At 39.5% G+C, this 26665-nt stretch carries 32 protein-coding genes; 19 read left to right on the top strand and 13 right to left on the bottom strand.

Annotated elements, in window-relative coordinates; translation table 11 throughout:
- The coding region (locus tag L4D78_RS00195) for an RHS repeat domain-containing protein (protein WP_428465096.1) at window positions 1-1463 on the top strand (1463 nt) is incomplete at its 5' end.
- Entirely contained in the window at window positions 1456-2622 is a 1167-nt protein-coding gene (locus tag L4D78_RS00190) for an RHS repeat-associated core domain-containing protein (RefSeq protein WP_428465095.1), read from the top strand. The genes L4D78_RS00195 and L4D78_RS00190, both read left to right, overlap by 8 nt.
- 69 nt (window positions 2623-2691) lie before the next feature.
- Here L4D78_RS00190 and L4D78_RS00185 read toward each other — a convergent pair whose 3' ends face one another.
- Complete coding sequence (locus L4D78_RS00185; RefSeq protein WP_428465094.1) at window positions 2692-3165, bottom strand: hypothetical protein; 474 nt, start codon at window positions 3163-3165, stop codon at window positions 2692-2694.
- The gene (locus L4D78_RS00180; protein WP_428465093.1) at window positions 3158-3880 is read right to left on the bottom strand and encodes a winged helix-turn-helix domain-containing protein; all 723 of its coding nucleotides are present in this window, start codon (window positions 3878-3880) and stop codon (window positions 3158-3160) included. Before L4D78_RS00180 ends, L4D78_RS00185 begins: the two co-directional genes overlap by 8 nt.
- Before the next feature lie 906 nt (window positions 3881-4786).
- Here L4D78_RS00180 and L4D78_RS00175 point away from each other — a divergent pair.
- Window positions 4787-5665, top strand: a complete 879-nt coding sequence (locus tag L4D78_RS00175) for a LysR substrate-binding domain-containing protein (RefSeq protein ID WP_428465092.1) — start codon at window positions 4787-4789, stop codon at window positions 5663-5665.
- 225 nt (window positions 5666-5890) lie between these two features.
- Here the strand turns inward: L4D78_RS00175 and L4D78_RS00170 are convergent, their stop codons facing one another.
- The 6 genes from L4D78_RS00170 to sbcB form a co-directional block, all read right to left on the bottom strand.
- Window positions 5891-6772 (bottom strand): DMT family transporter, encoded by an 882-nt coding sequence (locus L4D78_RS00170; protein WP_428465091.1) that lies wholly within the window; start codon window positions 6770-6772, stop codon window positions 5891-5893.
- A gap of 137 nt (window positions 6773-6909) precedes the next feature.
- Window positions 6910-7797, bottom strand: a complete 888-nt coding sequence (cdd, locus tag L4D78_RS00165; protein WP_428465090.1) for a cytidine deaminase — start codon at window positions 7795-7797, stop codon at window positions 6910-6912.
- A 188-nt stretch (window positions 7798-7985) separates the two neighbouring features.
- Window positions 7986-8666 (bottom strand): CidB/LrgB family autolysis modulator, encoded by a 681-nt coding sequence (locus tag L4D78_RS00160; protein ID WP_428465089.1) that lies wholly within the window; start codon window positions 8664-8666, stop codon window positions 7986-7988.
- Entirely contained in the window at window positions 8663-9004 is a 342-nt protein-coding gene (locus L4D78_RS00155; RefSeq protein WP_428459182.1) for a CidA/LrgA family protein, read from the bottom strand. Before L4D78_RS00155 ends, L4D78_RS00160 begins: the two co-directional genes overlap by 4 nt.
- A gap of 84 nt (window positions 9005-9088) precedes the next feature.
- A complete protein-coding gene (locus tag L4D78_RS00150) occupies window positions 9089-9607 on the bottom strand; it encodes a winged helix-turn-helix domain-containing protein (protein ID WP_428465088.1) in 519 nt (172 codons plus the stop codon).
- A 231-nt stretch (window positions 9608-9838) separates the two neighbouring features.
- The gene (sbcB, locus tag L4D78_RS00145; RefSeq protein ID WP_428465087.1) at window positions 9839-11260 is read right to left on the bottom strand and encodes an exodeoxyribonuclease I; all 1422 of its coding nucleotides are present in this window, start codon (window positions 11258-11260) and stop codon (window positions 9839-9841) included.
- Between the two features lie 179 nt (window positions 11261-11439).
- Between sbcB and L4D78_RS00140 the strand changes: the two genes are divergently transcribed.
- From L4D78_RS00140 to L4D78_RS00110, 7 genes are all read left to right on the top strand, one after another.
- Window positions 11440-12615, top strand: coding sequence for a tyrosine-type recombinase/integrase (locus L4D78_RS00140; RefSeq protein WP_428465086.1), 1176 nt, complete (start codon window positions 11440-11442; stop codon window positions 12613-12615).
- A 161-nt stretch (window positions 12616-12776) separates the two neighbouring features.
- Window positions 12777-13457: a hypothetical protein gene (locus tag L4D78_RS00135; RefSeq protein ID WP_428465085.1), complete on the top strand. Its 681-nt coding sequence runs from the start codon at window positions 12777-12779 to the stop codon at window positions 13455-13457.
- A gap of 120 nt (window positions 13458-13577) precedes the next feature.
- Window positions 13578-14063 (top strand): DUF6680 family protein, encoded by a 486-nt coding sequence (locus L4D78_RS00130; protein ID WP_428465084.1) that lies wholly within the window; start codon window positions 13578-13580, stop codon window positions 14061-14063.
- A 124-nt stretch (window positions 14064-14187) separates the two neighbouring features.
- The gene (locus tag L4D78_RS00125; protein ID WP_428465083.1) at window positions 14188-14826 is read left to right on the top strand and encodes a hypothetical protein; all 639 of its coding nucleotides are present in this window, start codon (window positions 14188-14190) and stop codon (window positions 14824-14826) included.
- A gap of 134 nt (window positions 14827-14960) precedes the next feature.
- A complete protein-coding gene (locus tag L4D78_RS00120; RefSeq protein ID WP_428465082.1) occupies window positions 14961-15935 on the top strand; it encodes a DUF4145 domain-containing protein in 975 nt (324 codons plus the stop codon).
- A gap of 131 nt (window positions 15936-16066) precedes the next feature.
- Complete coding sequence (locus tag L4D78_RS00115; protein ID WP_428465081.1) at window positions 16067-16990, top strand: hypothetical protein; 924 nt, start codon at window positions 16067-16069, stop codon at window positions 16988-16990.
- Window positions 16991-17442: 452 nt separating this feature from the next.
- Window positions 17443-19092: a P-loop ATPase, Sll1717 family gene (locus L4D78_RS00110; protein WP_428465080.1), complete on the top strand. Its 1650-nt coding sequence runs from the start codon at window positions 17443-17445 to the stop codon at window positions 19090-19092.
- Window positions 19093-19562: 470 nt separating this feature from the next.
- Here the strand turns inward: L4D78_RS00110 and L4D78_RS00105 are convergent, their stop codons facing one another.
- The 5 genes from L4D78_RS00105 to L4D78_RS00085 all read right to left on the bottom strand — a co-directional run bounded on the left by L4D78_RS00105 (window position 19563) and on the right by L4D78_RS00085 (window position 22417).
- On the bottom strand, window positions 19563-19766 hold the full coding sequence (locus L4D78_RS00105) for a hypothetical protein (RefSeq protein ID WP_428465079.1): 204 nt from the start codon (window positions 19764-19766) through the stop codon (window positions 19563-19565).
- Between the two features lie 88 nt (window positions 19767-19854).
- Complete coding sequence (locus tag L4D78_RS00100) at window positions 19855-20250, bottom strand: hypothetical protein (RefSeq protein ID WP_428465078.1); 396 nt, start codon at window positions 20248-20250, stop codon at window positions 19855-19857.
- A 319-nt stretch (window positions 20251-20569) separates the two neighbouring features.
- Window positions 20570-20854 carry a hypothetical protein gene (locus tag L4D78_RS00095; protein ID WP_428465077.1) on the bottom strand — a complete coding sequence of 95 codons (285 nt, stop codon included), beginning with the start codon at window positions 20852-20854 and terminating at the stop codon, window positions 20570-20572.
- Window positions 20855-20864: 10 nt separating this feature from the next.
- Complete coding sequence (locus L4D78_RS00090; RefSeq protein WP_428465076.1) at window positions 20865-21551, bottom strand: hypothetical protein; 687 nt, start codon at window positions 21549-21551, stop codon at window positions 20865-20867.
- Window positions 21552-21748: 197 nt separating this feature from the next.
- A complete protein-coding gene (locus tag L4D78_RS00085; protein WP_428465075.1) occupies window positions 21749-22417 on the bottom strand; it encodes a LexA family protein in 669 nt (222 codons plus the stop codon).
- A gap of 107 nt (window positions 22418-22524) precedes the next feature.
- Between L4D78_RS00085 and L4D78_RS00080 the strand changes: the two genes are divergently transcribed.
- The 9 genes from L4D78_RS00080 to L4D78_RS00040 all read left to right on the top strand — a co-directional run bounded on the left by L4D78_RS00080 (window position 22525) and on the right by L4D78_RS00040 (window position 26663).
- The gene (locus tag L4D78_RS00080) at window positions 22525-22737 is read left to right on the top strand and encodes a hypothetical protein (RefSeq protein ID WP_428465074.1); all 213 of its coding nucleotides are present in this window, start codon (window positions 22525-22527) and stop codon (window positions 22735-22737) included.
- Between the two features lie 78 nt (window positions 22738-22815).
- Window positions 22816-23361 (top strand): toxin YdaT family protein, encoded by a 546-nt coding sequence (locus L4D78_RS00075; RefSeq protein WP_428465073.1) that lies wholly within the window; start codon window positions 22816-22818, stop codon window positions 23359-23361.
- A 12-nt stretch (window positions 23362-23373) separates the two neighbouring features.
- The gene (locus tag L4D78_RS00070; RefSeq protein ID WP_428465072.1) at window positions 23374-23505 is read left to right on the top strand and encodes a hypothetical protein; all 132 of its coding nucleotides are present in this window, start codon (window positions 23374-23376) and stop codon (window positions 23503-23505) included.
- Complete coding sequence (locus L4D78_RS00065) at window positions 23502-24239, top strand: helix-turn-helix domain-containing protein (RefSeq protein ID WP_428465071.1); 738 nt, start codon at window positions 23502-23504, stop codon at window positions 24237-24239. Before L4D78_RS00070 ends, L4D78_RS00065 begins: the two co-directional genes overlap by 4 nt.
- Window positions 24239-24991: an ATP-binding protein gene (locus L4D78_RS00060; protein ID WP_428465070.1), complete on the top strand. Its 753-nt coding sequence runs from the start codon at window positions 24239-24241 to the stop codon at window positions 24989-24991. Before L4D78_RS00065 ends, L4D78_RS00060 begins: the two co-directional genes overlap by 1 nt.
- Window positions 24988-25338 (top strand): hypothetical protein, encoded by a 351-nt coding sequence (locus L4D78_RS00055; protein WP_428465069.1) that lies wholly within the window; start codon window positions 24988-24990, stop codon window positions 25336-25338. The genes L4D78_RS00060 and L4D78_RS00055 overlap by 4 nt, the downstream gene beginning before the upstream one ends.
- Window positions 25335-25664, top strand: coding sequence for a hypothetical protein (locus L4D78_RS00050; protein WP_428465068.1), 330 nt, complete (start codon window positions 25335-25337; stop codon window positions 25662-25664). Before L4D78_RS00055 ends, L4D78_RS00050 begins: the two co-directional genes overlap by 4 nt.
- A 4-nt stretch (window positions 25665-25668) precedes the next feature.
- Complete coding sequence (locus L4D78_RS00045; protein WP_428465067.1) at window positions 25669-26259, top strand: hypothetical protein; 591 nt, start codon at window positions 25669-25671, stop codon at window positions 26257-26259.
- A 179-nt stretch (window positions 26260-26438) separates the two neighbouring features.
- Window positions 26439-26663, top strand: a complete 225-nt coding sequence (locus L4D78_RS00040) for a hypothetical protein (protein WP_428465066.1) — start codon at window positions 26439-26441, stop codon at window positions 26661-26663.
- The last annotated feature ends 2 nt before the right edge of the window (window positions 26664-26665 follow it).

Genomic DNA, 26665 nt, shown 5'->3' with positions numbered 1-26665 from the left:
AAACTATTGAAGAAAAATATACTTATTGTGAAGATTTTCCAGATGAATTGATTACTGAAATTGTCGTTAATGATAGTAGTTTGGGTAAGCTTTCTTATGATGGTCTTAAACGAATAACATCAGAGAGTCGTTGTGGAGGTAAAATAGATTATATCTATTCAAGCGATGAAGATAGCAAGCCATCAGAGATAATACATCCTGAGGGAGATAAAACAAAACGTTATTATCACGAGTATTCTGAAGATAAAACAGTTGAAACAACTCATGGAAATATATCTACATTTTCTTATGATAAATCAGGAAAGAGGCTGAAATCACACTCAAACATTAATACATCTAGCAATTATAAGTTTAATGAACTTGACCAGGTTGTCGAAGTGACAACTGAACACTCGAATACAGTTAAAAGAAAAATGGACCATAGCTACAGTACGTTAGGAACACTGCAATCCACGACTGACTTCTTTGGTGAAGTTAAGAATATTGCAACTGACGAATGTGGGAGACCAACAAAAATAACGTATGATAAAAACAATGTAACCAATTCTTTTTCAATTTCTTATGATAAATTAAGTCGGCCTAAACGATACACATCAACCAGTGATGACAATACTTTAAAAATAGATATTTTATATAACAAGAAGGGGTTAGAGTCAGAACGTACCTTTACACTTGATGACGCTGTTATTTCAAAGGTGGAATACCAATATAACTCCTCACTTAGGCTTACGAGTAAACAATCTGTATCTCTTTATGATACGACTGATGAAGAGATGACATATGATGATTATGGCCGTTTAATCACTTACGCTTGTACTGGGAGTAGACCAGTAAAGGACAGGTTTGGGAATGAAGTAAGTAGTCAAGCATTCTCGTATGACAATTTAGGCAATATTACTAAAGTATATACAGCATTTCATGATGGTAGTGATAATACTGAAGAGTACAAATATTCTTCAGATGAGCCTCTATTGCTTGAACAGGTTTCTAATACACATCCCGATTATCCTAATGAAACGTTCAAGTTTGATAAAGCTGGTAATCAGTTGAATGATACAATTGGGAATAATTACCATTATAATGCTAATGACCAACTAGTAAAAGTAACATCTTCTGATGAGAGGTTATTGTCAGAATATTTTTATGATGCATTTGGAAAGCAAGTGAAAATATTGGAACCAGGGAAAAGTGAAAATTATTTTTATTATGAAAATGATATGCTTACTGGAGAAGTAAAAGATAATCATGAGATTAGTTATAATCACTTAAATGGTTTAGTGATTGGTCATATGTCATCATTCAATAACAAAACGAAGCCCCAACTATATTTGAATGATGTTATGAACACAATAATAGGCACAGTGTCTGATAAAGTTGACTTTCGTCAATATGCCCCTTTCGGCCAAGAAGAGGAACTCCAATTAAAGTTCACTCAAATTAATGATGGTGAAAAATATGACTAAATTATCTAGACGTGACTTTATAAAGAAATCTACAGCTTTAGGAACGGCTGTTGCAACATTTCCGATCCCTATTAACGCTATGAACTTACCAACAGAAAATAAAATAAAAGATATATTAACAAGTTTTGGCTTTCATGGTCACCGACTAGATAGTTCTTTGTCTATTTATCATACTGGTAATGGTTACCGCTGTTATGACCCTGCAATACGACGTTTTATGCAATATGATAGAGATATGTCACCTTTTGGTGCTGCAGGGTTTAATGGTTACAGCTTTGTAATGAATGACCCATTCAACCAAGTTGATCCAGACGGTAGGCTTGATATTAGCGGTCTAGTATCAGGTATATTTTCGGTTTTATTCGTTGTTACCACTCTTGCGTTAACTATTCTTACAGGAGGTGCGTCATCAGTATTGGCAATAGCTGCGCTAGCAGTTTCAACAGGGGCGGGGCTAGTTAATGGCGCTGTTGGTATAGCTGAATCAATTATTGACGATCCGGATAATATACACTCCGATGGCCTCGCATTAGCAGGTAAAATTTCTGCTGTTGTTATGTCGGTAGCTGACCTCGGGCGAAGTAGCTCAGGAATGCTTGGTAGTGGAGCAAAAAAATTAGGTTTATCGACTAGTAACAATACTGGCTTTGCATCGAAGAACTTTGCTAAACAAATATCGAAATCGACAGTATTTGATAAAGTGGGTAGTGTTAGTGAAACCGTGACAACGATTGGTTCGACAGTGGATCTTGTAGGTCATGTTAGTGATAGCCCAGATCTAGAAACTGCAGGTTCTTGGGTGAACTTCAGTGCAAAGTTATTGGGTTCGAGCAGCAAAACCATAAAGCTTAGTAAGACTAAAGGTGCAAATGGGAAAGTCGATATCAAAAAAAGGGTAAATATAACTGAACGTTCTAATGACTTTATAAAAACAACGAAACGCTTAAAAAGCAACCTAGAGGGTGGCGACGAAGAAATAATCACATCTAAAGATATACTTTCTAGTACAAAAGACTTAGACACCACAAGCTTTATGATACCGGAAAATACGCTTCATAATATTGCAGCACGGAGTGAGCTTGTTTTGGAGAGGCATACTTACTATGTGAAAAAAACCACAAAAAAGTATTCATACGGTTTAGATCATTTAAACCATTAATCTAGCTGTTTCTTTTATTATTAAATCCGGTTGGTAGTCAACCGGATTTAGCTATATGTATACCTAGAGTTATTCTTGTATACTTGTAGAGGTTAAAACATAGCCTCGTTTACCTTTTAGAATGCTATTGAGGTGAAGTACCTTTCCTTCTTTAGTGATAAATACACCTCGTTGATCTGATATTATAAAGGCGTTTTCACCTAGACTTTTTATAAAAAAGCTTCTTGTTGTAAATAGTTTCTTGGTGTCAGCGGTATCTTGTTCGGTTGCGATTAATAAGTAATGTGAGCCAAAACGAAGGAAGTATCCGAAAAATTGTTTGGATATATGAAGCTTTTTCTGTTTATTGTAGCCGTAGAATTGTATTTTTGCTCTACCACGCTTATATGACATGAGCAGTTTCTCGCTTCCTAATTTTTCGTATTCACTTGTAAATGTATATCTTTCATTAGTTAGAAACGCTGAACCTGCACCCAATAATAAAATTAAGAGGATACTTAGTGTAATACCTACCAAAGCTTTACTTATAAAATTATTAGTCATCGCACTCACTCTGCTCTATGCTCTCAGTAAGGTCATATACAGTTTTATTTTTAACACCCATTAACTGATAGTAATGACATAGTCCTCCTAAAGGGTAAGTAATTAACTCTTCGTGTTCTTCATCGGCCATTACGATAGAACTCCTGACTGCTGATGGCAATTCTTGCCCGTCATAATATACTTTTCTACCATTAATCTCAGTTGTTTCAACAAATAGTATATATTGCATTAATGCTAGGGATGTAATGATGAAAAAAATAAGTTGAATACCATATAAAGAAATAACTTTATGGTAGATACTTACTTTAGAACGTATGGAGTCTATATTGTTTTTCTCATCGAGAACATTATTTATGCTCGATGAGGTATGATTCAGCTCTTCAGAAGAATTATCTTCTGTAGGAATTCTAATCAAGTAGCCTTTTTTAGGTTCTGTAATGATGATATTGTTTTCGCCAATATCGGCGAAAGCGGTTCGAATATGCTTTATTGCTACGGTTAACGAACTATGGGTAACTACTTTACCTGACCAGCATTGTTCTAGCAGTATATCTCGACTTACAGCAGTGTTTGGTTGATCTGCTAGTAAGCGGACTATGAGGCATTCCGATTTTGAAAGCCGTATCGTCTGCTGATCAGACAGCCGTTTTATCGTTCTTTCTGTGGGTATAATCTCAAACCCACCAATAGTGATAGGCGATTCAACTTGTGTCATTCTTCTTCTCTTACATATAGAAAAAATTTAGAGAGCACATTTAACTAAAGAATATGAGCACTCAAACAAGGGAGATATTAATTTATAGTTAAATATTGTTATTTATTATAGCCCTTGATATTAGTCCCTGTCAAAAATAAAGTAAGTAATATCATTATATTACGCTAATAATTATTTGAATATTACTATAAAACTTTCGTCTTTCATGATTAACCATTAGTTTTTTAGTAAACATTGTTAGACATCTGAATCTAAATAAGTAGTACTATTGGAAATTAACATTCAGGATCTTTTAAATAGGTGAAAGTTCATAACTACCCTAACTTTATTTTTGAATTTAGATGCCTATGAGTATTGGCAACTAATTTACTATCATCATGCGTTTGTCTTATGCAAGAATTTATAGATATGGTAGTTGACACACAATTACTTACACTTACTTGTGTAAAATAACTTTAGTATCAGTATATCTCTAAAATTTCATGAATATTATTTTTATGTGGAAAAGTTAAAGTTAGTACTAAAACAGCTTTAATTACCTATGATAAGGATTAATAAGTAACACCTGTTTAAATGTGGATANTGTCAGACAACATATTGAATAAGATGACGTTTTTTATGGGGTGTAATACTTGTTACTTTACATTGTGTAGTTATGTATATATTTATGAGTAATTAAGTGTAGTTCATAATCTATAACTTGCTATGAAACATCAAAAAAGCAAGCAATAACGTCAATTAATGCACTTAATTAATATTAATATGTTGATTTGTAGTGCTAAGGCCTGAAGGAGTACCATTAATAATTGGTTTAATATCTCTATCTTGCTCTGATGACTATGTTGCATTTGATTACTTTTTATAGATAATTTTAGGTAAATTCATCAGCAACAATAGGTTAGAACAGTGTATAAGTGGGAAGGTGTCAGTGAATTCATTGCCGTATCTGAAGCAGAGAGCTTTACAGCAGCCTCTAGACGATTAGGTATCTCTACGGCTCAAGTAAGCCGACAGATAAGCACACTGGAAAATAGGCTGGATACAAAATTATTTAACCGTACAACTCGTAGAGTATCAGTTACTGATTTTGGTAAAATATATTATCGGCACTGCCGGCAGTTACTTGATGGGTTAGAAGAAGCCGAATTAGCTCTGGGGAACATGAAAAGCACGCCCCAGGGGAGATTAAGGGTTTCTGCACCAGTCTGTTACGGCGAAGATGTCATAGCACCATTGATTGAAAGCTTTATTCAGTCATACCCTAAACTGAATATTCATTTAGACTTAACAGATGCGAAAGTGGATTTGATTGCTGGCGGATATGACTTAGCGATAAGGATTGGGGATCTTAATGATTCAACATTGATGGCAAAACGTCTTGGAACCCGTACGGAATATATTTGCGCTTCAGAGAAATATTTAACAAAGTATGGTATTCCGCATTCATTAGCTGAACTGGTGCAGCACAATTGTTTGTTGGGCTCTCTTGATCACTGGCGTTTTATTGATAATGGTAAACTGCGTAAGATACGTGTTAAAGGAAATATGCGATGCAACAGTGGTCATGTTTTGACTGCTTCGGCTTTAAAAGGAAATGGTATTGTTCAGTTATCAGATTACTATGTTAATAAGCATATCAATAGTGGGGAATTAATACCTATTCTGACTGAATATGAAAATAACAACGATGGTATTTGGGCTATCTACCCACATAATCGTCATTTATCACCAAAAGTGCGTATGTTGATTGATTATTTGTGTGAGAAGATTAGACCGATAACATGAAACAGTGGAGAAAGAATTCTGTATAGAATTCTAAAATTTAAAGCGATTCATTTATATTATGACAATTAGTATAAAATTAATCAATATAACAATATGGTACATTTGAGCTTTAATTCAAATCTAACAAATTATTTAGAAAAGCCAAGTATGTTACGCTCTTATGAACGTAACAGGTTACAAGGCTTCAATTAGGTCATACTGTAATAAGTATCAATACAGTCATAGTTAGTGTGAAACTTTCTTATTCTCCCATTGGGTAATGAAAGCGACAGAAGCAATAATAATTGCAGCACCAAGCCATAAGCGCCCTGGTGGCACCCAACTGAATACTACCCAGCCAGCAAGCACATTGAGCGGTAGTTTTGCATGGTCAAAGGGTTGGACAAAAGAGGCATCTGCAACTGCATAGGCTTTTGCAATCGCCCATTGTGCAAGGGCGGTAAGCAGGCCTGCACCAAATAATAATACCCAAGTAAGCCCTGTGCTTGGCATGGTAAAGTTCGGAACAGCAAGAAAGACATTAAACGGCGTGATTAAGATCAGCAAGTAAACCACGATGGTGGTCGGAGAATCATGTGCTGACATCTTTTTAACCATCAGTGAATAGGCAGCCCAGAAAAAAGCAGCACCGATGGGTAACAATGTTGCCCAGCTAAAACCATCTCCCCATGGTTCTAGAATAATCATGGCACCGATGAAACCGCTTAGCGTCGCAACCCAACGTGCTTTGCCCACTTTTTCTTTAAGGAAGATGCCCGATCCAATGGTTGTAAACAGGGGCGATGTCATTAATAACGCAATACCCTGCCAAATCGGTACAGGGTAAGCTAACGCCCATAGCCATAACTGGATGCCGATAACTGAAAGAAAGACCCTAAAACAGTGCATACCAAAGTATTCTGTCTTTAGTGCATTTCGCAAGCCCAGTTTGGTAAGCCAAGGGAAGATCGCAATAAGGGCAATAAAATATTGAAAGAAAGCAACAGTGGTTGATGGAATGTGCAGAATCATGCTGACGTATTGCGCCATGCTGTTGACTAAGGCGAAGGCCAAGCCAGCAATAAGCATCCAGCTAGCACCTTGGATCGGGTTATGTTGATGTGACATGCGATAAAATAATTAGTTAACTTTCGAAAAATCATACACCTGCTTACTACATGAAGATACAAGATATTTATTTTATTGATAATAAAAAACCGCCGAAATGGCGGTTTAAAATTGTCGTGCTGTTTTAAACGGAGTGTTTAAATTGCAACGTAAGTCAGCGGTACATCAGGGTTTAGTGCTTCAAGGGTTGTTTGCGTGTCAGATAGGTGGCTAATTGTACTATCAGCTTTTTCAACCAAAGCAACTTCTGTAATTTCAGACAGCAGGTAACCCGCCATGTTCATATTAACCAATGCGACTTGAAGCGGTGGTAGGCTAGGGTTGAAAGCCGCATTTTCGGCATACATACCAATGAAGGTTTGACCGTTGTTCGCTTTCAGCGCAACACCGCTAAAGTTCTTGGTATAAGGCGCATGCGCGCGGTTTGCTGCTTGGCAGGCTAATTTAACCAGCGCTTCATCTGCTTCGGTTGTCATACCGTGGTTTACCGTAGAAAGTAGCGCATCAGTAATGTTCAAGTCAGCAGGGCCAAATGATTCTGGCAGATATTCTTGAAGCGTTTTTTCTGCTCGTTCTGGTAATTGAACAACAAGTTCGTTTGCCGTTGTTAACTCATTCATGAATTGGCGACAGTGGCCACAAGGACTGTAGTTGATGGTGATGTCTTTAATGCCCGTTTCACCTTTCACCCAAGCGTGGCTAATGGCTGATTGTTCGGCATGAATGGTTTGAGATAAGCATGCGCCAACAAACTCCATGTTTGCGCCGAAATATAGCGTACCAGAAAGGCCACGAACAATGGCACCAACATAGAAATTAGAAATTGGTGCGACGGAATAAGCAGCGGCGAGAGGGAGTAAAGCGACACGTAATTCGCTGTCAGTCATTTGCGTTTGTGACAGGAGTTGAGTAAATACTTCAGAGCTCAGGGTGGCATCAAATGTCTCTGATTCTAATACGGGCTTAATCGCAGAAGCTAGATCAGCGGGTAGAGCGCCTAAAGCATCCATTACTTTAGTGTGCATGAGTTTTCACTCCGTCTTGTGTATGGAGAAATATTGTAGACTTAGCAATAAAATAATAGTGTGATCGGTATCTCATTTGTGATTCATTGTTTGCACTTGTTACACTATTGGGAGTCGGTTCACACGGTTTTAAATTTCTGAGTCTTTATTAATCAATACCTTACCTTTGTATTCGATTACCTACACAGTTATGCAAAAAGATAAACAATGATAGGAAAAACAATGGGTGCCAAAATTGATGTAATAACGCCACAAATCACTAAAGCTAATGAGCTAAATGCTCCATCTTGGTAGTTTTCTTCTGCGGCTTTCGCGGTTCCAAGTGCATGAGAAACGGTGCCCATGGTTAACCCTTTTGCGATTGGCGCTTTAATACCGAGCATTCGAAATAGTGGGTAGCCTAAGACTGCACCAAATAAGCCGGCAATAATCACCATAATGGCTGCAACCGATGGGACACCGCCGACTTGATCAGCGACTGCCATTGCAATAGGGGTCGTAACCGATTTGGGTAAAATACTGGCTGTTAGTTCTAAATCAGCACCAAGTAATAATGCAATCCCTGCTCCTGTAAGCATAGACAAAACACTGCCGACGAAACAGGCTGAAAGAATGACTTTCCATTTTTGCCTAATTTGTGAAAGTTGTTCATAAAGCGGAAAAGCAAGGGCCACAACAGCGGGTTCTAATAGGGCGTTTAACCACTTATTTTGCTCAAAATAGGTTTCATAAGGTACATCTAGCCACATGAGCAATGGAATGATAATCACAAGGCATATGAGTAACGGATTAACGATAGGGTGTTGAAGGTGCTTTGAGATATAGCGAGCAGTGTAAAAGACCACTAATGTGGTGAGCAGCCAGATCATTGCTTTTCCTTGTACTGCACAGTAAGACCAATCACAACAAAGACGATAATGCTACTGCCAAGCGTACTTAGTAAAATAGTTAATGCGTTGGTTTGTAAGAGATCGAGGTAATTGATTAGCCCAACACCCACCGGAACAAAAAGGAGTGCCATATGACGTATAAGGAAGTGACAGCCCTTCATCGTCCAATGTGCAGGAATTAAACCTATCGATAGCAAGGCGAAGAGCAATAACATACCGATAATGCTACCGGGTATGGCAAGCTGAGTGAGGTGTTGAATGCCTTTACCAATTATTAAGCAAACGAAGATGATGAAAAATGAACGTAGATACGCCATAGGGTCCTTCAATATTAGCAAACGACCCATTCATCATACAAAATAAACGTGATCTAAGCCACGTTTATTTGAATAGTGAGATGATTAATAATTAGAAACTAAAATGATGGCTAACCCAGCGGCCGCCAAAAGGAAAACAGAGATTTTATGCAGTAAGCTGTGTTTAACAATATGCTCAGTTGCCGTTTCGACGAACTCATCGTCTTCTGGTGGTGTTGGTTGTTTTATTTCTTTACTTTCATGTACTAAGCGGCATGACTTTTCAGGTAATGGCACTCTAAAACCATAGTGAGCAATAACCTCGATAGGGATAGCTGTTTGGCCGTCACGTTCCAGCTTTTGGTTTAACGATTTAAAAAGGCTATTAAGGTCATAATGGTTTGTGTTTGTATCTTCATAAGGGTCTAGTTGTGAAAAGGTCTTATCATAAAGTGGTTCTGCGCTGATCACTTCCCCAGCACTAAAACATAGTGCTTCCAGCAAGCGCGACTCATGCACCGTTAACGATGTTTCACTGCTATCTTTCCAAACTAACAAGTGTAAATCAGGCTCAAAATCGACTGTTTCAAAACGATAACAGCGAGTTAATGTTTTTGTTGTCATATCAACCACTTTAAATTCAACAACTCAAATCCATGAATGACAAACGATGAGTCCTTTATCCATTGAGTGTTGATGGTGTTGATAAGAATCGCAATCACACCTTTAAGTATTTTGTCTTAATAAAAAGCCTCTTGGCAGCAGATGCACAAGAGGCTAAGTAAAACATCATTATTTTCTATTGCTTACTGGCAATATTTTATTTGAAAAAATATTGAGTCTTAGGCTGTTTATCTATACGAGAGACGCTACATAATCATACAAAGACTTTAAAATTTTCATCTTTTTTTCGTCGGATTGATGTTCTAGAGCAACCGCTTCTAAATTTTCCATGTATGCAGGTAAGTTAGATTCAAAAAAGTCCTGACAGTGGTGTTTCCACTGTTGCTGTTCTTTGTAATCTAATGTCATCGGGTAGTGCCTTGCTCTATAGCGGAAAAGCAATGGTTTGATACGTTGGTCGCCAACATTGAGGTCTAAACTACTTAAGGCCTCTGGTTGAGTATCTCGTATGATATCCATTGTAGAGCGATCAGCCGTTGAGAAAAAGCCATCGTATAGCATGCTATCTACATTTGTATTTTCACCATAGTCACGTTCTTGGCTGTAGATTTTCAGCAGCTTTTCACGAACCTCAGGGTGAGATTTCAGCACTTGAAGGTGCTTTAAGCACTGCTCACGATCGATACCAAGACGAGCAGCATCTTCTGCTTTCAAGGTTTTTGCTGGCGCGAGTACAGGGCATTTATTAAGGTGAACCAGCTTTAATGGAATAGGTAATTCATCAGGGCCTAAATCAGAACGCTTAGTATAAAGTCGCTCAAGAATTTCGTCTGCGCTTAGTTCAAGCAATGGGGTTGGGTCCATTGCTAAGTTAACCGTAATCACTGCATTCTTGTTATCAGGGTGCCATGCCATTGGCACAATCCAACTTGTGTTGCCACAGCCAACGCCAAACATGCCTGAGACGTGCACAAGTGGTGTCATTTCAGCAATATCAACCAACTCTTGTAACTTACGTTTATGGCGTAGGTCGAACAGGTAGTTAAATAGCTTCGGTTGGTTTGTCTTCAATATTTTGGCAAGTTCAATGGTGGCGTATACATCAGCCATCGCATCATGCGCATTGGCGTGCTCAATACCATTGGCAACCGAAAGGTGCTCTAACTTAAAGCTTGGTAAATCATCTTCATTTGTCGGCCAATTAACGCCTTCAGGGCGTAAGGCAAAACAAGTACGCATAATATCCAGAAGATCCCAGCGAGAATTGTTGTTTTGCCAACTCCATGCATAGGGGTCGAAGAAGTTGCGATAAAGCGTATAACGCGTTACCTCATCATCGAACCGGATATTGTTGTAGCCAATTACACAGGTATTGGGTTTAGATAATTCAGCGTGAATACGAGCAATGAACTCAGGCTCCGGCAACCCTTTTTCATGGGCTTCTTGCGGTGTAATCCCCGTGATTAGGCAAGCTTCTGGCGAAGGAAGGTAGTCAAGAGGCGGCTTACAGTAAATAACCAGTGGTTCGCCAATAACGTTAAGGTCCATATCCGTTCGTACACCAGCAAACTGGCAAGGACGGTCAATCGACGGGCTCGCGCCGAAGGTTTCATAATCTAGCCAAAACAGTGTCGGCTGATTTGTATCATTCATAGTAGTTTCCAGAAGCCACCAAATTCATATTAAGTGTTTGTTATAACAGTGGCTTTTAAATGCTATACTGTACACTTATACAGTAGTTAATTCTTGCACAGTTTAGTTTGGGATTTGTATTTGTGTCCTAATCTGTGTCCGAAAATTCTGAGAGTGTGTCCTAATTTTAAGGGAATATTATGAGCCTTACAGATCGACAACTTAAGATAATCTCGAAGCAAGCGGCATATACAGGCCAACAAGAGCTAAGTGATGGTGATGGGCTGGTGGTACGCATAACACCAAAAGCCAAAATATTTTTTCATTATCGTTGTCGGTTCCAAGGTAAAAGTCTCAGAATCCATATAGGTAAGTATCCCGCAACTTCCCTTAAAGAGGCAAGGCGGAAACATAAAATCATGCTTGAATTGAGAGAATCTGGCCGAAATCCAGAAATTGCCAACACAGGTGAGCAAGATTTCATCACTTTAGACGACTGCATTAACTACTGGCTAAAACACTACGTACCAACCTTAAAAGAAGGTACTCAAGCACTCTATTACTCCTTCGCTAAAAATTACTTCCTTGGTGCCTTCCCAGACAGAAACGTCGAAACCATACCCGCAAGGGAGTGGATGCAGTGGCTAGATACCATCAGTGCCGAAAAGCCCAAAACAGCCAACTCAGTCTTTACTCAACTTCGCTCCTGCCTGAACTTCTGCAAAAGTAAGTTCATTATTGAAAGAACCGATGTAGATCGGATTAAAAAGCAAAACGTTGGCATGAAGTCAGAGAATGGTACTCGTGTGCCTACTTGGTCTGAATTAGCACAAATATGGCTAGCGATGGAGCGTAGCCGAGCAAGTACCGCCAACAAAACCCTTCATCAACTCACCATGCTATGGGGCAGCCGCCTTTCAGAACTCCGCCTCGCACGCCGCTCTCACTTCGACATGAAGGCTGGTATATGGACTGTCCCTAAAGAGCTGAGCAAGACTAACAAGCCAATCCGTCGTCCAATACCAACTAAAGCCCGAGCCATACTAGAACGCGTTATGGAAACCTATGATGACGTGTTGTTCCCAGGGCAAAACCTCAACACCCCAATTACCATTTCAGCCGCTAATCGTTATATACGCCGTATACGAGCCAACCTGCCACTAGAAGAGTGGCGTACTCACGACTTCAGGCGCTCGCTGTCTACAGGCGCTTCAGAGCTTGGTGTAATGCCACACGTAGTAGAGAAGATGCTAGGCCATGAGTTGGGTGGGGTACTTTCCGTGTACAACAAACATGATTGGTTAGATGAGCAATTAGAGGGTTATGAGCTGTATGCGAAGAAATTGTTTGATTACCTAGACAGTAATGACGGTTAATGCTTTTCAGAATGTCGTTCACGTGGTTTGATGGTTCTATTAATAGAGCGAACTCCGTCGATAAACGTGAGAGAAGCGAAGTTGGTTTGTATATACGCCAAAAATGGAAGGTATACGAATCCTGTTCGTAGAATAAAATGTTATATTTTTCTGGAGGCATAATGAACAAATGTTGGATTTGCTGTGAAAAAGAAGCAAATTCGCGTGAGCATGTTATCAAGTCGTCAAATTTGAATATGGTTTTTGGAAACATAGTCCATGAAAGTCCTATTTTCACTCATCGTAATGGACGAAATCGTAAACTAAATTCTAAAAATAATATTAATGCAAAGTTTGAACTAAGTATTTGCCAACGGTGTAATGATACTTTGACTCAGCCTCATGATTTAAGTTGGGATAAATTATCCCGCTTCCTTTTAGAGAATGAAGCTTTATTACGTCGTAAGCGACGGCTAAACTTAAGCGAGTGTTTCGGTGATAAAGTAAAAACTAATGTACTTAATTGCCGTCTGTTTTTGGCTAAAATTCTTGGCTGCATGATTTGTGAATCAAACAATGATTTTTTTATGTCAGATTTAGCACATTCTATACGAGAGAATGACGAAATCAGTAATCTACACTTTTCTATTAATATTGTAGATAGTATTAAAGTTAATGATTATTGTGAGTTGAGCCATTTAGAGGTAATTGAAAATGGAAACATACCAATATGGGCATCCTTTATTTATCTATTGAATGGGGTTGCAATCAAAGTTGTATATTGTGTTGATAATGGTTTGGTTAAGAGCAAAATGATAGGGCCATATCATGACTCACTATACACTTACATTGATAAAATATAACAAAAACATCAAGTTGACACGTTTTACTCCGCAGTTTTGGTATGGAGTTCGGTGTGCTTTGTGAGTTTGCTGTGGTGCAACTTATGTTAGACGTTATAGCTTTGGGGACAAAAATTAACTATGGAGAATGTAGTGGAAATAATTGCAGTTTTAATCTCACCAGTGATTGCAGTTTTGGTCTCACTTTGGGTCACGGAACGATTGCAAAAAAGGCGAGATCGATTAGACATTTTTAAAGTGCTTATGATGACGAGAGAAAACAATTCAACGCTTGATTTTGTTAAATCAGTAAATGCAATTGATGTTGTTTTTCACGACAAGCTGAGCGTTCGGAAAGCGTGGAAAGAGCTATATAATTCATATAGTGAAAAAGATCCAGACTTTAAAAAGATAGGGGATAATCATACTAAGCTCTTAGAAGCAATGGCTGTTGACCTCGGATATAAAGATCAGATCACATGGGAACATATCACATCATCATATACTCCTAATTGGTTGTTATTGGACCGACAAAATGAAGCGGACTTTAAGCAAATGCAGATGCAACTGATGCGGAATACTGTTCAAAAACCACAAGAAAAACCATCACTTGAAGAGCAGCTATAACAAAACAATCACGGTGATGGATTACACTCGGCAGTTTTGGTTTGAAGTTCGGTGTGCTTGGCTGGTTCAGAGTTGGCACACCTTATTGTAGACGTTAAGTGTTTCTAGAGTACGGAGGCAATAATTGAGCGGAATTGAATTAGTAAATGATTTGCGTGGGAAACTAGTGAAGGCTGGTTATCCTGAAGAAGCTATCAGGGTTGAATACGCAACCCCATATAATAACCATGAATATAGTTTTGTGGACTTGGCTGTCATTGATCCTAGTAATGGTGAAGTCCTAGCGTTTTTTGATGTTAAAAAATCGAAGCAAAAATCATCTTCGCTACTAAATATGGCATCACAACAAATTATTACCTATTCGAAGTACTTCCAAAGCAATCCTCAGTGCTTTGTTTATGCCGATGAAGCAGGAAAAAGAACGTTAGCTGTAGTCAATTTGAAAAGCAAAACTTTGACTGCTTTGAAAGAAATTCCGAGCTTCGACTCATTGCGTAATACAAATATTGCTCAAGAACGTACAGCAAAGAAACGAGAATCGAAAAAGGTAGTCGATTCGTTTGTTATAACTTGCTATCTCATGGCAATCTGTGTCGGCATAATCTTAGTTCTTGATGTGTTCGGAGTTTATTCATTTAGCTCTCAGCAACTAACATTACTATCTGTTGTAGGAGCTTTATTCATTATTCCTCATGCAGCTAAAATCAAGATACTAGGCTTAGAGTTTGAAAGGCACCATGAGGCAAAGGGAAAAAATACTTAACAAAGCGTTTAAGACGGACTCCAAATGCTTGGCGCTTTCGGCTTACTTCAGTTTAAGTGTTTATGTCACAATGGTTTAGGTAGGGTGGTCGCGTTGCTCACGACTTAACGCGGCGTTATATTTTATGGTGATATATGCGATATTTTGATTGTACAAAGTTTGATTATAAGAAATTTAAGATTGATGAATATAGTTCTCTAATAGAACGAGATAAACTTTCTTATAAACACTCATTCACAAAATGGGTTAATAGTGAAATAGATAATATAGTTGAAAGGAAGTGGGAAATTGAAAATATTGGCGTCGTCGATGAAACAGGGGGTTTCATTCGTCTAATTAAAGAATCCGAACTGTCATATTCGATTGGTGCTTATTATAGTACTATTGCTTTAGTTGGGGTGGCATGTGAAGACTTATGCAAGTATTTTGCAGATAAAAAAGGATATACGTCACTAATTAAGAAGTCACAGTTTGAACGAGTCAATGAATTGAAATCACTAAAGGTTATCAATGATGAGTTATTTGATAAGTTTGATGTTGTCAGGAAAATTAGAAATGATTGCCTGCATTTTAATAATGACTTTAAATCAAAGCATAGGTCTGATTTAAAAATTGATGCTTTAAATTGTATAAATAATATGAAGTATATCTATAAGTCCTTGTTTTCTTCATTCAATGGTACTTATAAAAAAGGTGAGTTAACAACTAGTATTATCTCTGACTTTGCTAAACAAATGACAAATGATACGTCTTTTGGCGATACCCTAAATGCCGAAGAGTTTACGATGAAGCTGAGATACTTCATGGCTGACGAATTTAATATAGATATAGCTATTTCTGATTGTGGTTCGTTAATACAGCGAGTCGGATTATTCTCGATAGATGAAATTGACATACAAGTTGAACCAAAAGAACTAGGTTTAATAGACCTTAGAGTTGGGCATCCTGTCATCGTTGATCTTAGTGACAGTGACGTTGCAAGGTTGGAAAATGAGGGAGTTGTTGAAGGTAATAAGATCTTAGCAAGTCTTTCATCAATAACAGATCATCAAGGTATCACGGCCGCTTGGCGGTTAGACAATTTTTATTCAGTAGAAAACAAAATATAACAAGGTAATCAAGGTGGTGCTGGACTCGGCATTTTTTGTTTGAAGTTTCAGTGTGCTTGGCTTATTCCGAGTTGGCACGTCTTATTGAGGGCGTTAAGCAACAAGGGTAATCAAAAAGGTTAGGTATTATAATGAAAGATAAACAAGACGTATTCGGCAAAGCTAAGTTTGATATCGAACATGCTCTAGATATGTATGCGAACAGTTTTTTTACACTTCCGGCTGAATTCATATATGAAAAGGAAGCATTGGAACAATATAAGGACATTGTTTCGCGTTGTCATATTTATATAATAGGCTTTTTACCCCAAATTGATTTTGGCGGTGCAGAACAAGCTGAGAGAAAATTGAAGCTTAAATTCATGGTAATTGATAAGCCTGTCGAATTAGAATTTCCTTTGCCTGACGGATTAAATTTAAAAATTGAGGATGGCTGTTATCTATTAGAGCAGGATGGGGACCCCGAAAAGCGTGGTTGGTGGAATGAGTTAGAAATGCAAAAGATGGTTTGTGACCACGGTGAAGAGATAAAATTTGATATCAAATATATTGGGCAAGCATATGGCTCTGATGGTAAAAGAAATGCACTTGACAGGTTGTTGAAGCATGAGACTCTTCAGAAAATTTCTTTGAAAGGTGTCCCTAAAGGTTATCGTCTATCACTTCTTTTACTTGAGGTTCAGCCAGATAATAGGCTTGTCTCGGTATTCAATCCGTTTGCTCATGAAAAAGACGAGGATGGTGAGCGAATTCGAGCTGGTTTAGATAAATTGCGAAACACAACGGAAGCAGAGCAGATCTCTCTATATGAAGCCGCACTTATTCGCTATTTCGCTCCTGAATTCAACAAAGAATTTAAAAACAGCTTCCCATCAACTAACCTTAAATTGCTTCAAGATTGTTACGAAAAAGACTTCTCTGCTGTTATTGCCCAAATATGTATTGATGAATTACCGTTCAGGCTTTGCTCAGATTTGGTGGGACCTAAGGTTTACCATATATCCAAGCATCCGTTACACAAAGCAGAAGATAGGGACGCATTCTTCTGTAAATGAGTAATTGTTACTTAACTAAGCATTTAAGAGTGATTCCCAACGCTTGCCATTTTTTAGTTCAAGGTTGGGTGTCGTGTTTACGGCACAATTGTTTAGATTAGGTGATGGAATTAACTATGTAACTACACTGCAGGGTTTTGGTAATCAGATACGACCAAGAAGTGTGGCAGAGCTAGATGAGGGGGGAGTCTATGTTATTTGTAATCTATATTAGTATGTTACATATAAATAATTGATATAAGTCCATGATTATTGCTTGTAAGTGCTTTCATTTTGACTCGATGTTTGGTGACATAGATTGCAACATACTGGCGGATAGATGGCAAGCTAATCTGTATAGCGTCTTAGCAGTATAATCCTTTGAATACCATCATAAATTTAGATAAGCAGAATCAAACCTTTAAGGTGCCTATGATACAGTTGCATGTATATATTGTTAAGGTTAATAAATCATGAGTCAGACTCCAAAGAAAGATTTCGTATTCAGAAAACACATGTCAATTGGCGAAGTGGATGCTGAAAATGACACTCGATTCTTGAGAGACTGTTTTGTTGATACCGGTGACTTCGATGTACTGGAAGACACCTATTCATCACAATGCATTGTTTTGGGGCGAACTGGTTCAGGAAAAAGTGCATTACTTGAAAGGTTGGAAGAATGTGGAGAGCAAGTCATCCGCATAGAGCCAGAAGAGTTAGCTTTGAAACATATATCAAATTCTACAATATTGAGCTTTTTTGAAGAGATTGGCGTTAATTTAGATATATTCTATAGCTTACTCTGGCAGCATACATTTGCAGTCGAGCTAATTAAACATAAATATAATATCGATGGTCCGTCAGCAAAAAGTAATTTCTTTGATTCGATATCATCACTGATTTCAGGAAATAGAAAAAAGCAGCAAGCATTAAAGTATATTGAAGATTGGGGAGATAAATTTTGGTTAGATACCGAAACTAGAATAAAAGAATTTACTGATAAACTAGAAAGCTCATTGACAGCATCTTCAGGGATTGATATCCCTAATATAAAATTTACTACTACTGGTAAAGCACAGTTGAGTGAAGAGCAAATATCAGAAGTTGTACATTATGGTAAGCAAGTTGTAAATAATGTCCAAATAGAGAAATTGGCTAAAATAGTAAATTTACTTGCTGAGGATATTTTTACAGATCCACAAAGAAAAACCTATATATTGATTGATCGATTGGATGAGAATTGGGTAGAAGATGAGCTAAGATATAAGTTAATTCGAGCGTTGATCGAAACTATTAGGAAATTTAGGAAAATTGAGACTGTAAAAATAATCGTAACTTTGCGTACAGATTTGCTAGATCGGGTGCTGGAAAAGACACGAGATTCTGGTTTTCAAAGAGAAAAATATAATAGTTTGTTTTTACCTATATCTTGGACGAAAGATCAGTTAGAATATTTATTAGATGCAAGAATTAATTCGCTACTTAAAAATCAATACACGAAATTAGATGTATCATTTAAAGATATTTTTCCAAAAAAAATAGATAAAGTTACTTCTTCAGACTATATCCTAGAGCGTACACTTCTTCGACCTCGTGATGCAATCGTATTTGTTAACTCATGCTTTAGTGAATCACAAGGTAAGACAGAAATTACCAATGCAATTATGCATACCGCTGAAAAATATTACTCTTCAGGAAGAAAAGAGTCGCTAGAGTATGAGTGGTTTGTTGAACATCCATTTCTTGGTAAGTATATAGATATTTTAAGCCAGAACTCTTCTCGATTTAAAGTTAGTGAATTAACGAAAGAATTACTAGAACCATTAATTATAGAGTTAGTGGATACGCCTAAAGAGAATGAAGATTTGATTGTTAAATCAGCTAATGATTATTATAATTCAGATTATCCTGAATCTCTTAAACATTTCAATAAATTTACTCAGAATTTACTGTATACGTTATATAAAGTTGGGGTGGTTGGTATTAAAGTCGATGGCACAAGTTCAGTTACTTGGGTACATGATAAAACTCAAGACCTTACACCGACAAGAATCAAAAATACATCGATTGTTTATATTCATAAAATGCTATGGCGAGCGCTTGCTATAGATAAGCGAGCCTAAACTGCTAACGTTTAAGGTTTAAGGTTTAAGGCTAAGGTTTCTTGATCTAACCTTCGATACTTATGAAGAGCACAAGATCTAATTCGTAAATGTCCAAACTCTTACTACGAGCTCTAAATCAAAAGCGGCCTTCCAGCCGCTTCCATATTCACCGCGCACAACCACCAACACTATCTTTCCATTCTTCAACGGCTGTTCGTAACCATCTTAGTGGCATGAGTGTAACTGGGTCGGGGAAGCCTCGGTTTTGTCGCCACTTGTAGATTGTTGCTTTGCTGCTGACGTGGAACATTTCCAACACTTCCTTATGGCTGATCAGTTGTAGTGATGACTGTGCATCTAAGGTTGATATCGGTTCAGRCGNTTCGGGTGATTGCTCTTGATTATTATCAGATTTTAACTGTGACGGCGTCACGTTAATGTCTGATTTAACACAGTAAGAGACATCAACAGTGGGGTAGTTAGTGTAATTATACATTTTTAGGCTCCTTATCTATCTCAAACCATGCGATCCCGCCGTCGGTTTCTATTTCACCGGTTGCTCCGCAGTCTAAACAGGTTACTTTGTCACCATCGTAAACCCACTCATCGTTGCCTTGAATGGTGGTAACCTCAATTTTGTTACCATTACAGCTGGCGCAGTTAAGCCACGATAGTCGTAACGTTTTACTCATCACTTATTCCTCTTGTTGGTGGCCAGTAGGTAACCGAGATAAAACACAACGCATCCGGTGGAATAGATAAATGCAGGTAAATGATCCATCATGAAACCTCCGTTGCTATCGGTTGCTGAAGTGGGTCGAAAAGTCGGGTTCTGTTAGTGGTATGCCAGCAACGGGCATCGCCTTTGAATAAACCACCTTCTTTTAAATTAGCGCAGCCATTGGGAAGGGGTTCTCCACAGTATTTACAGCTACCCAACTTTTCTTTAATTACGGGAATGTCGACATGAACGCGGTGAATTAATAACTGCAATGCTTCGGCTTGTTTGCACGGTGTACCTGGTAGAGAAAAGAAAGTACAAATCTCATTTAACCGTTCCATTTCCAATTGTTCTAAAGGAAGAGGAAAGGTCGTTACACCATTATTTTTTCTATTATCACGCAGGCGTTGTGCACGGCGTTTGCCTTGTTCGCGTTTACGATCTCCCTTATTCATTGCACGAGTTCCTTATGTGAATGTTAATATTCAGGTTGTGTCTTGCAGGGTGGTCAGCCCTGCGTTATTCTAAAGTTGAGCCTCGATGAGGACTCATTGCACGAGATACCCCGATTCGGATTGGTCCCTGAATTGGGGTTTTCTTTAATATTTATGGTTATTCATCATGGCCATTCCTTATTTTGGATGACAGGTATGAAAGGATTCGTATTTAGACGTGCCCTCCATTTGAATCGTATTTATGTTCAGCTTGAACACGACAATACTGTTACTCAAATTGATACAACCTATGTTGATGAATTTGAGTTCGGCGACATTGTCACTGGCAATCTTCAGACCCTAGGCGGGGAAGAGCTTTATAATCAGACGAAGAAATTCCCATTTGATGGTGTAGTTCAAGACATTCTTGGCTGTCGGCGACGGTAAGTCCAAACTGCCGAGCACGCATAGTTGTTAGGTGTTTTATGTTATGTACTTGGGCTATCAACTTTTCAGTCTGCTTATTTTGCTTTGGTCGTCGATCCATAAACTTTGTATACATCTTCTCTCTGTCATCCAAATCTTTCATGATTGTGATGAAGAATGCAGTTAATTCTGTACTCATTTCCCTCTCCTTAATATTCACAAACATCAATGTTCTCGCCGTAAATATCTTGCAGGCCACTTATCTTGGTTTGTCGGCAATAGAGTTTGTAAAAGTAACCCACCAAACCCATCGCTCGTGTAGCGCCAGAAATACTTCCGCTAATACGTTTGTCGTCTTGGTTGATATAACCGATGTGGTATTGGCCGTCTTTTTCACCGTGGTTGTAAAAAGAGATCTTTATTGACTCGAAATCAAACTCGGGATGTTTGACTGTCATATAAATAGCGGTATCTCTTTCGCCCCATTCAAGATTTATTTCACCACCATTTTCTCGGGCAGCTTCTCCCCAACAGTTTTGGATCTCATCCAGCATCTTCTGTGCATTGAGTGCTTCTGGTACAGGGCTAAGTTCTTTCTCTAGTAGTTTTTCAAGTAGGGTAGCGGCATGTTTGTCTAATGCTTGGCCGTATTTTTCTTGAACAAGCTGAGCGACGAAATGGTTGTACTCTGGAAAAGTGACATAGTTGAGTGAAGTGCCGATGGAATTTTCAACAGCTCTGGTGAGCGTTCTGCCAAAGTCGCTGTAACTTTCCATCATCGATTCGATAGTAGATTGCATCAGCTTTTCTAACTGATCTTCAATCATCTTCTCGATAGATCCATTATCGATCATGGTGCTTAGCTTGGTTGTAACGATTTGATTGAGTTCTTTCATGGTCATTCCCTTATCACAATATGTTCATCACAAATCAAAACTGGTAGTTTCTGGTTTTAATGAAAAGAAACTATTAGTTATCATATTTTGTAATTGGAATCTGTCAATAACTATTGGTTTCTTTTTTGAGATAAAAAAAATCACCCAGTGAGGGTGATTCTTAAATCAATAGACTTAGACGTTGTGCAACTAGCTGATTATAAATCCATAATAACTTGCTTTACATAACCAACAATTCTGCAGTTACCATTGATCGGTATTGGTTCATATTTTGGATTTAGTGGGATTAAATGCTTAAAAGGCCCATCTTTTTGAAGCTTCTTTAAGGTTGCTTCTTCGCTTTCTGCAAGCATAGCTACAACAATTTTACCATTTTCAGGATCTGGACATGATTCAACAATGACAACTGAGCCATCAGGTATAGAAGGATAGCCATGAGGATTAGTCATTGAGTCACCACGGACTCTTAGCGCGAACGCCTTAGATGACACACGAGCAGTTGTCTCTTGCCATTCTGATATCCCGCCTAATCGCTCAGCGCTGATATTTTCACTCCAGACGCCTGCTTGAATCAAAGAAAGGACAGGTACTCTATGAATTGTATTCGCTGACTCTAGATTTGAATTAGATGATTCGCCAGTGATTAGGTGATCAACTGTTGTTTGAACAATCTCAGCAAGATTGCGCATTCTTTTTGTATCGGGAATGGCTTCGCCGTTTAACCACTTTCTAATCGCAACAACGGAAACCTTATCTTCAAGCTTATCTTGAATTTCCTTTGCGCGTCCACGAAAAGGAAAACCAACCTTATCACAAGCTAAGTTCAACCTAGTTGCGAACAGCTCAGCTTCTGACTTTCCATTCATATGCACATCCCAACAAAAAAGGTAACTAAAGGTTATTTTAACCGCTTGACAATAAACTATCAGTTGCTGTTAAATAGAAACTATTGGTTTCTTTTGTGCGAGGGTATGTGGAAAACATAGTAGAAAAAGTCCGCCTAGAGTTCTTTAACGGGTCATATGCTGCGGCTGCTAGGTACTTTGGTGTTTCTGCTTCTGGTTATCGCAAGTGGGAGAAACAAGCTGAATTTCCAGCGAAGCATGGACGTATGCAGCAAGCTTTTGAGCTAACAACGCTGGATTACAAATTATTGTGTCCGTCTGCATTTTCACTACCTAACTAAAAGAGCTTATGAAGGACTATAGCGATATTTCAAAAATTTAGGTGATTACTAACAATCAACCAACGTAAGGAAACAACAATGGTAAGTCTAAAAAGCGTTATGCGTAACGCGATTGAAAGCTGGCGATGTGAAGTCACAAAGGAGTATATCGCCAACAAAGTCGCACATCATTACTACAGGTTAAACCTGCACCATGAACCCGATGCACCCAGAAAGCGGGTGCTTAAAGTACCCGGTGCCGATGATGCCAACAACTCACAAAACTTCTGGCGTTATAGCGAGCGGGTATCTGCCGAGGCCAAAGCTAACATCATGGATCTTCTACCTGCCATTTTGCTAGCCATGCCCAAACATCGTGCTTGCGATGCGCTCAATATCTTCTTAAACCCACTGGGTTTTTCTGTGGCATCAATAGGCGATAGTCAAAGTGCATCTGGCCGCGATCGTCTACTTGCTCACTTCACCAAAGAATCATCAGAAGCGCTGACCACGTTACTGATGCTGCCCGAGAATGCCTCGCTGGACCAACTCCGTGCCGCTTACAAAGAAGTGCAGGAGAGCGAGGGTTCTCATAAACCACTACTGGGATACCTAGAGAACTTGATGGTTAACAAAGCCGCGTAAGGATTTTGTGCAATGAGTCTTTATCTAATTCTGAACCATGGCCACTCAGTGTGGGTGGCAAATAACGGCAGGCGCAAGTTTGAAGTCTCTCCTGTTGAAGCGTATTGGATTTTCCAACAGATGAGAGCAGGTCGGTCGTTATGAGTGTAAAAGTAATGACGGCGGTATGGGACGCCGACAACCTAAAAGGTAACGCGAAGCTCATCATGCTTTGCTTAGCCGACTTTGCCAACGACGAAGGCTATTGCTGGCCGAGTTTAGATCGGTTGGCGAAGAAGTGTGGGGTGTCGCGTTCTACGGTGAAGGCACAGGTAAAAAGCCTGTGTGAGCTGGGAATTATAACCAAAGAGTGTCGGGTTAAATCGTCGAGGCAAGGCATTAAAAATAACGACACAAACATGTATTGGATTGATGTAAGAAAGCTACAAAACAGTGAACCTGCCCCAGTTCAAAATAACCCTAGGGCGAAAACTGACCTAGGGCAGAATACATCAAAAGGTGGGCCGGAGGCTGACCCCAAACCATCATTAGATCCATCAGATATTAAAGATCCCCCTATAGTCCCCCAATCGAATGAATCCAAACGCTCATCAGGCAAGCGAGCTAAAACGCTACTGCCTGCGGGGTTCTCGGTTTCAGGTGAAATGAACCAGTGGTATGCGCAGCAGGGTTTCAAGTTAGATATCCAAGATGCGACTAACCAATGGGCCGACGCCATGATTGCCCGAGGCTCGGCATACACCGACTGGATTGCTGCCTGGCGAAACGGGATGCGTAACGCCAACAAGTGGGCGAGTGAACGGCAAAGCAAGCAAGATTCAACTGTGCTGCGAATGGGGGCCAGCAATGGTAATTACGGACCACCGGAGGGTTACTAATGAACATCATGAATCGTTTAGCCAAGGCAATGCCAAAGCACATTCAGCCATACACGGCAGAGCAAATGGCCAATATTCACGAGCGAGAAGCTGAAGCCTATCGGCAAAAACTACAGCAAGAAAATCGCCAAGTGTTTGCCGCTAAAGCCATTGGTCGCTCGGGCATTAAGAAGCGCCATCAGGGGTGTAAGTTCGATAACTACTTCACCCAAAGTGCAGACCAACGTGTCGCATTTTCCGAGGCACGTAGCTTGTTAGATGACTACATTAATCGCCGTTCGGGGGGCTTCATTTTCGCTGGTACATCGGGTACGGGTAAAAACCATTTGGCCTGTGCCATCGCCAATGAGTTGTTGCAGTTGCGTCGTTCTGTGGTGGTGATAACCGTTGCGGAGTTGATGTTGAAAATCCGCGACTCTTACCGCAATGGTTCTGAGGTAAGTGAAACAGAAATCATCAGGTATTTGAGCGGTGCCGATTTATTGGTGCTCGATGAGCTTGGTATTCAGCACAACAGCAACAACGAACGCGTGATGATCAACCGGATTATTGACGAGCGATACACGCAGGAACGGCCAACCGGCATCATCACCAACTTGCAGAGTGATGAGTTAGTGAAAACGCTAGGGCGTGCAGCGGTCGATCGGATTATGGAAGACGGTAAGTGGGTGACGTTCAATTGGCCTAGCTATCGAAATAAGAACAGCCGCACCAAGAACAGTCTCAACAATACAGGGAGCAATGCAGCATGAGATACCAAACACTGAAAGATATTCAATCTGAACTGAAATCACTGGCATTTTGTTCTGCTGTACGCCACTTAATGCACCACCGTAAGTTAGCACGCGACCAAGCTTTAAAGCTGATTGCCGATCACTGTTGGGTTTCCGTAAGTACAGTGAAAAGCTGGCAGTACAACGGCGTACCAGAGCGCCAAGTAGATGCAATGCTAGAGCTGCTTAACACTCGATCACCTTGGGCACGTCACCAGTTAGCACCTCGAAAACGCGAAGCTGAAATTTGGATGCGGGTGAATACAAAAGATATCGCGAATACCAATACGGACAACGACTGTAACAACATGGAGTTTGCCGCATGAATACACAAGAAACCTTTGCACAGCAAGTCGAAGGCTTGAAAGCACAGAAGCGACTCACCCTTAATGCAGATACCCAATTTAACCGAGTCGTTTCTTCTGCACTTAGTTTGGAATGGTCAACGCTGAGGGGGTTAGAACAGCAAATCCAAACCAAATTCGATGCTTTTGATACACAAACAGCCATTAGCGCACGATTACGCGAGGTAAAACCAAGTAACACAGGCTTGGTTAAACAGAGGATGTGCAAGCAAGAAAATGGCAAGTTGGTTTACTATTATCGCTTGGTTCCGGCCTGCATGGTTACAACGCTCGAAGAGGCGGCATAACATTATGAAAATTGAAAAGTTGCTAGGTAAATTCGAAATGAAGGGGATCACCTATGGTCCCCGAACGGGCGGTAAAGCTTTACTCAGTCTTGATGAGCAGTTGGCGATAGTGGGTATTACTTGGAAGGAGTCACCCATTGGTTTTCACGTGCTGTTTGTCGAACTGCTGTCCGACAGGGAATCAGCTAAAACGCTCTATCAACAAACTTGGTTAGAAGCCGCCAAGGCGATGCAAACGTGGCGAGGTGTTTACCCTAAACAAGCCATCGAGGCCTTGTGCCTAACCGCTATAGCGGAAGCCACTCAACAACTCGGCCAGCTATGCCCCGAGTGCAATGGCGCGGGTAGGGTAACCAACAAGCACCGCGTCACCCGCAAGTGCCCATGTTGTAAAGAAGGCCGCATTGAGTGGACGACAGAAACCCGCTTCGCGGTGTTCTGCCAAACCTTGCCAATCACCTACACACGCTTCAAACGGTATTCGACGGTATTGAACAAGTTGGTTGAGTGGCTAATAGGCCAAAGAACAGCGGCGGTATTGGCGTTGCAGGGCAGGGTGGAAAGGGAAGAGGCTGTGGCGTTGGAGGTGGCTTAGGGGAAAACAAATATAGCCTCTGCTTGGTAGTAAGCGGAGGCTTAAAATTATCATTGTTAATAATCACAGCCAATTGGTTTGTGGTACTGAACCATCATGCCTATTATTAGTAAAGTTAAGCATACATTAATGTGTGTTATTTCTTGCATAATAAGTAAATAGATGATGTTGGATGAATTATGAGTGAGCCCAAAGAAGTTACCGTTACTATAAACGTTAAAGATGCACAATATAAATTGTACTTATTTATAAATGAAGGCCTTCATGAGTCAGAAAGATTAAAAATACTTTCAAATGCAATAGGTGAATATAAATTACCGTTTGAAAAACTTGAAAGGCATAAATTTAAGATTGTTGCGCAAGGGAGAGTTAATTCAAAGTTATTTGTTGTTTTTAAAGTTTAAAG

Source organism: Photobacterium minamisatsumaniensis, assembly GCF_050336695.1.
GTDB lineage: Bacteria > Pseudomonadota > Gammaproteobacteria > Enterobacterales > Vibrionaceae > Photobacterium > Photobacterium minamisatsumaniensis.
Note: the sequence above shows the minus strand (reverse complement) of the source record. Positions and strands in the feature narration are given on the sequence as shown.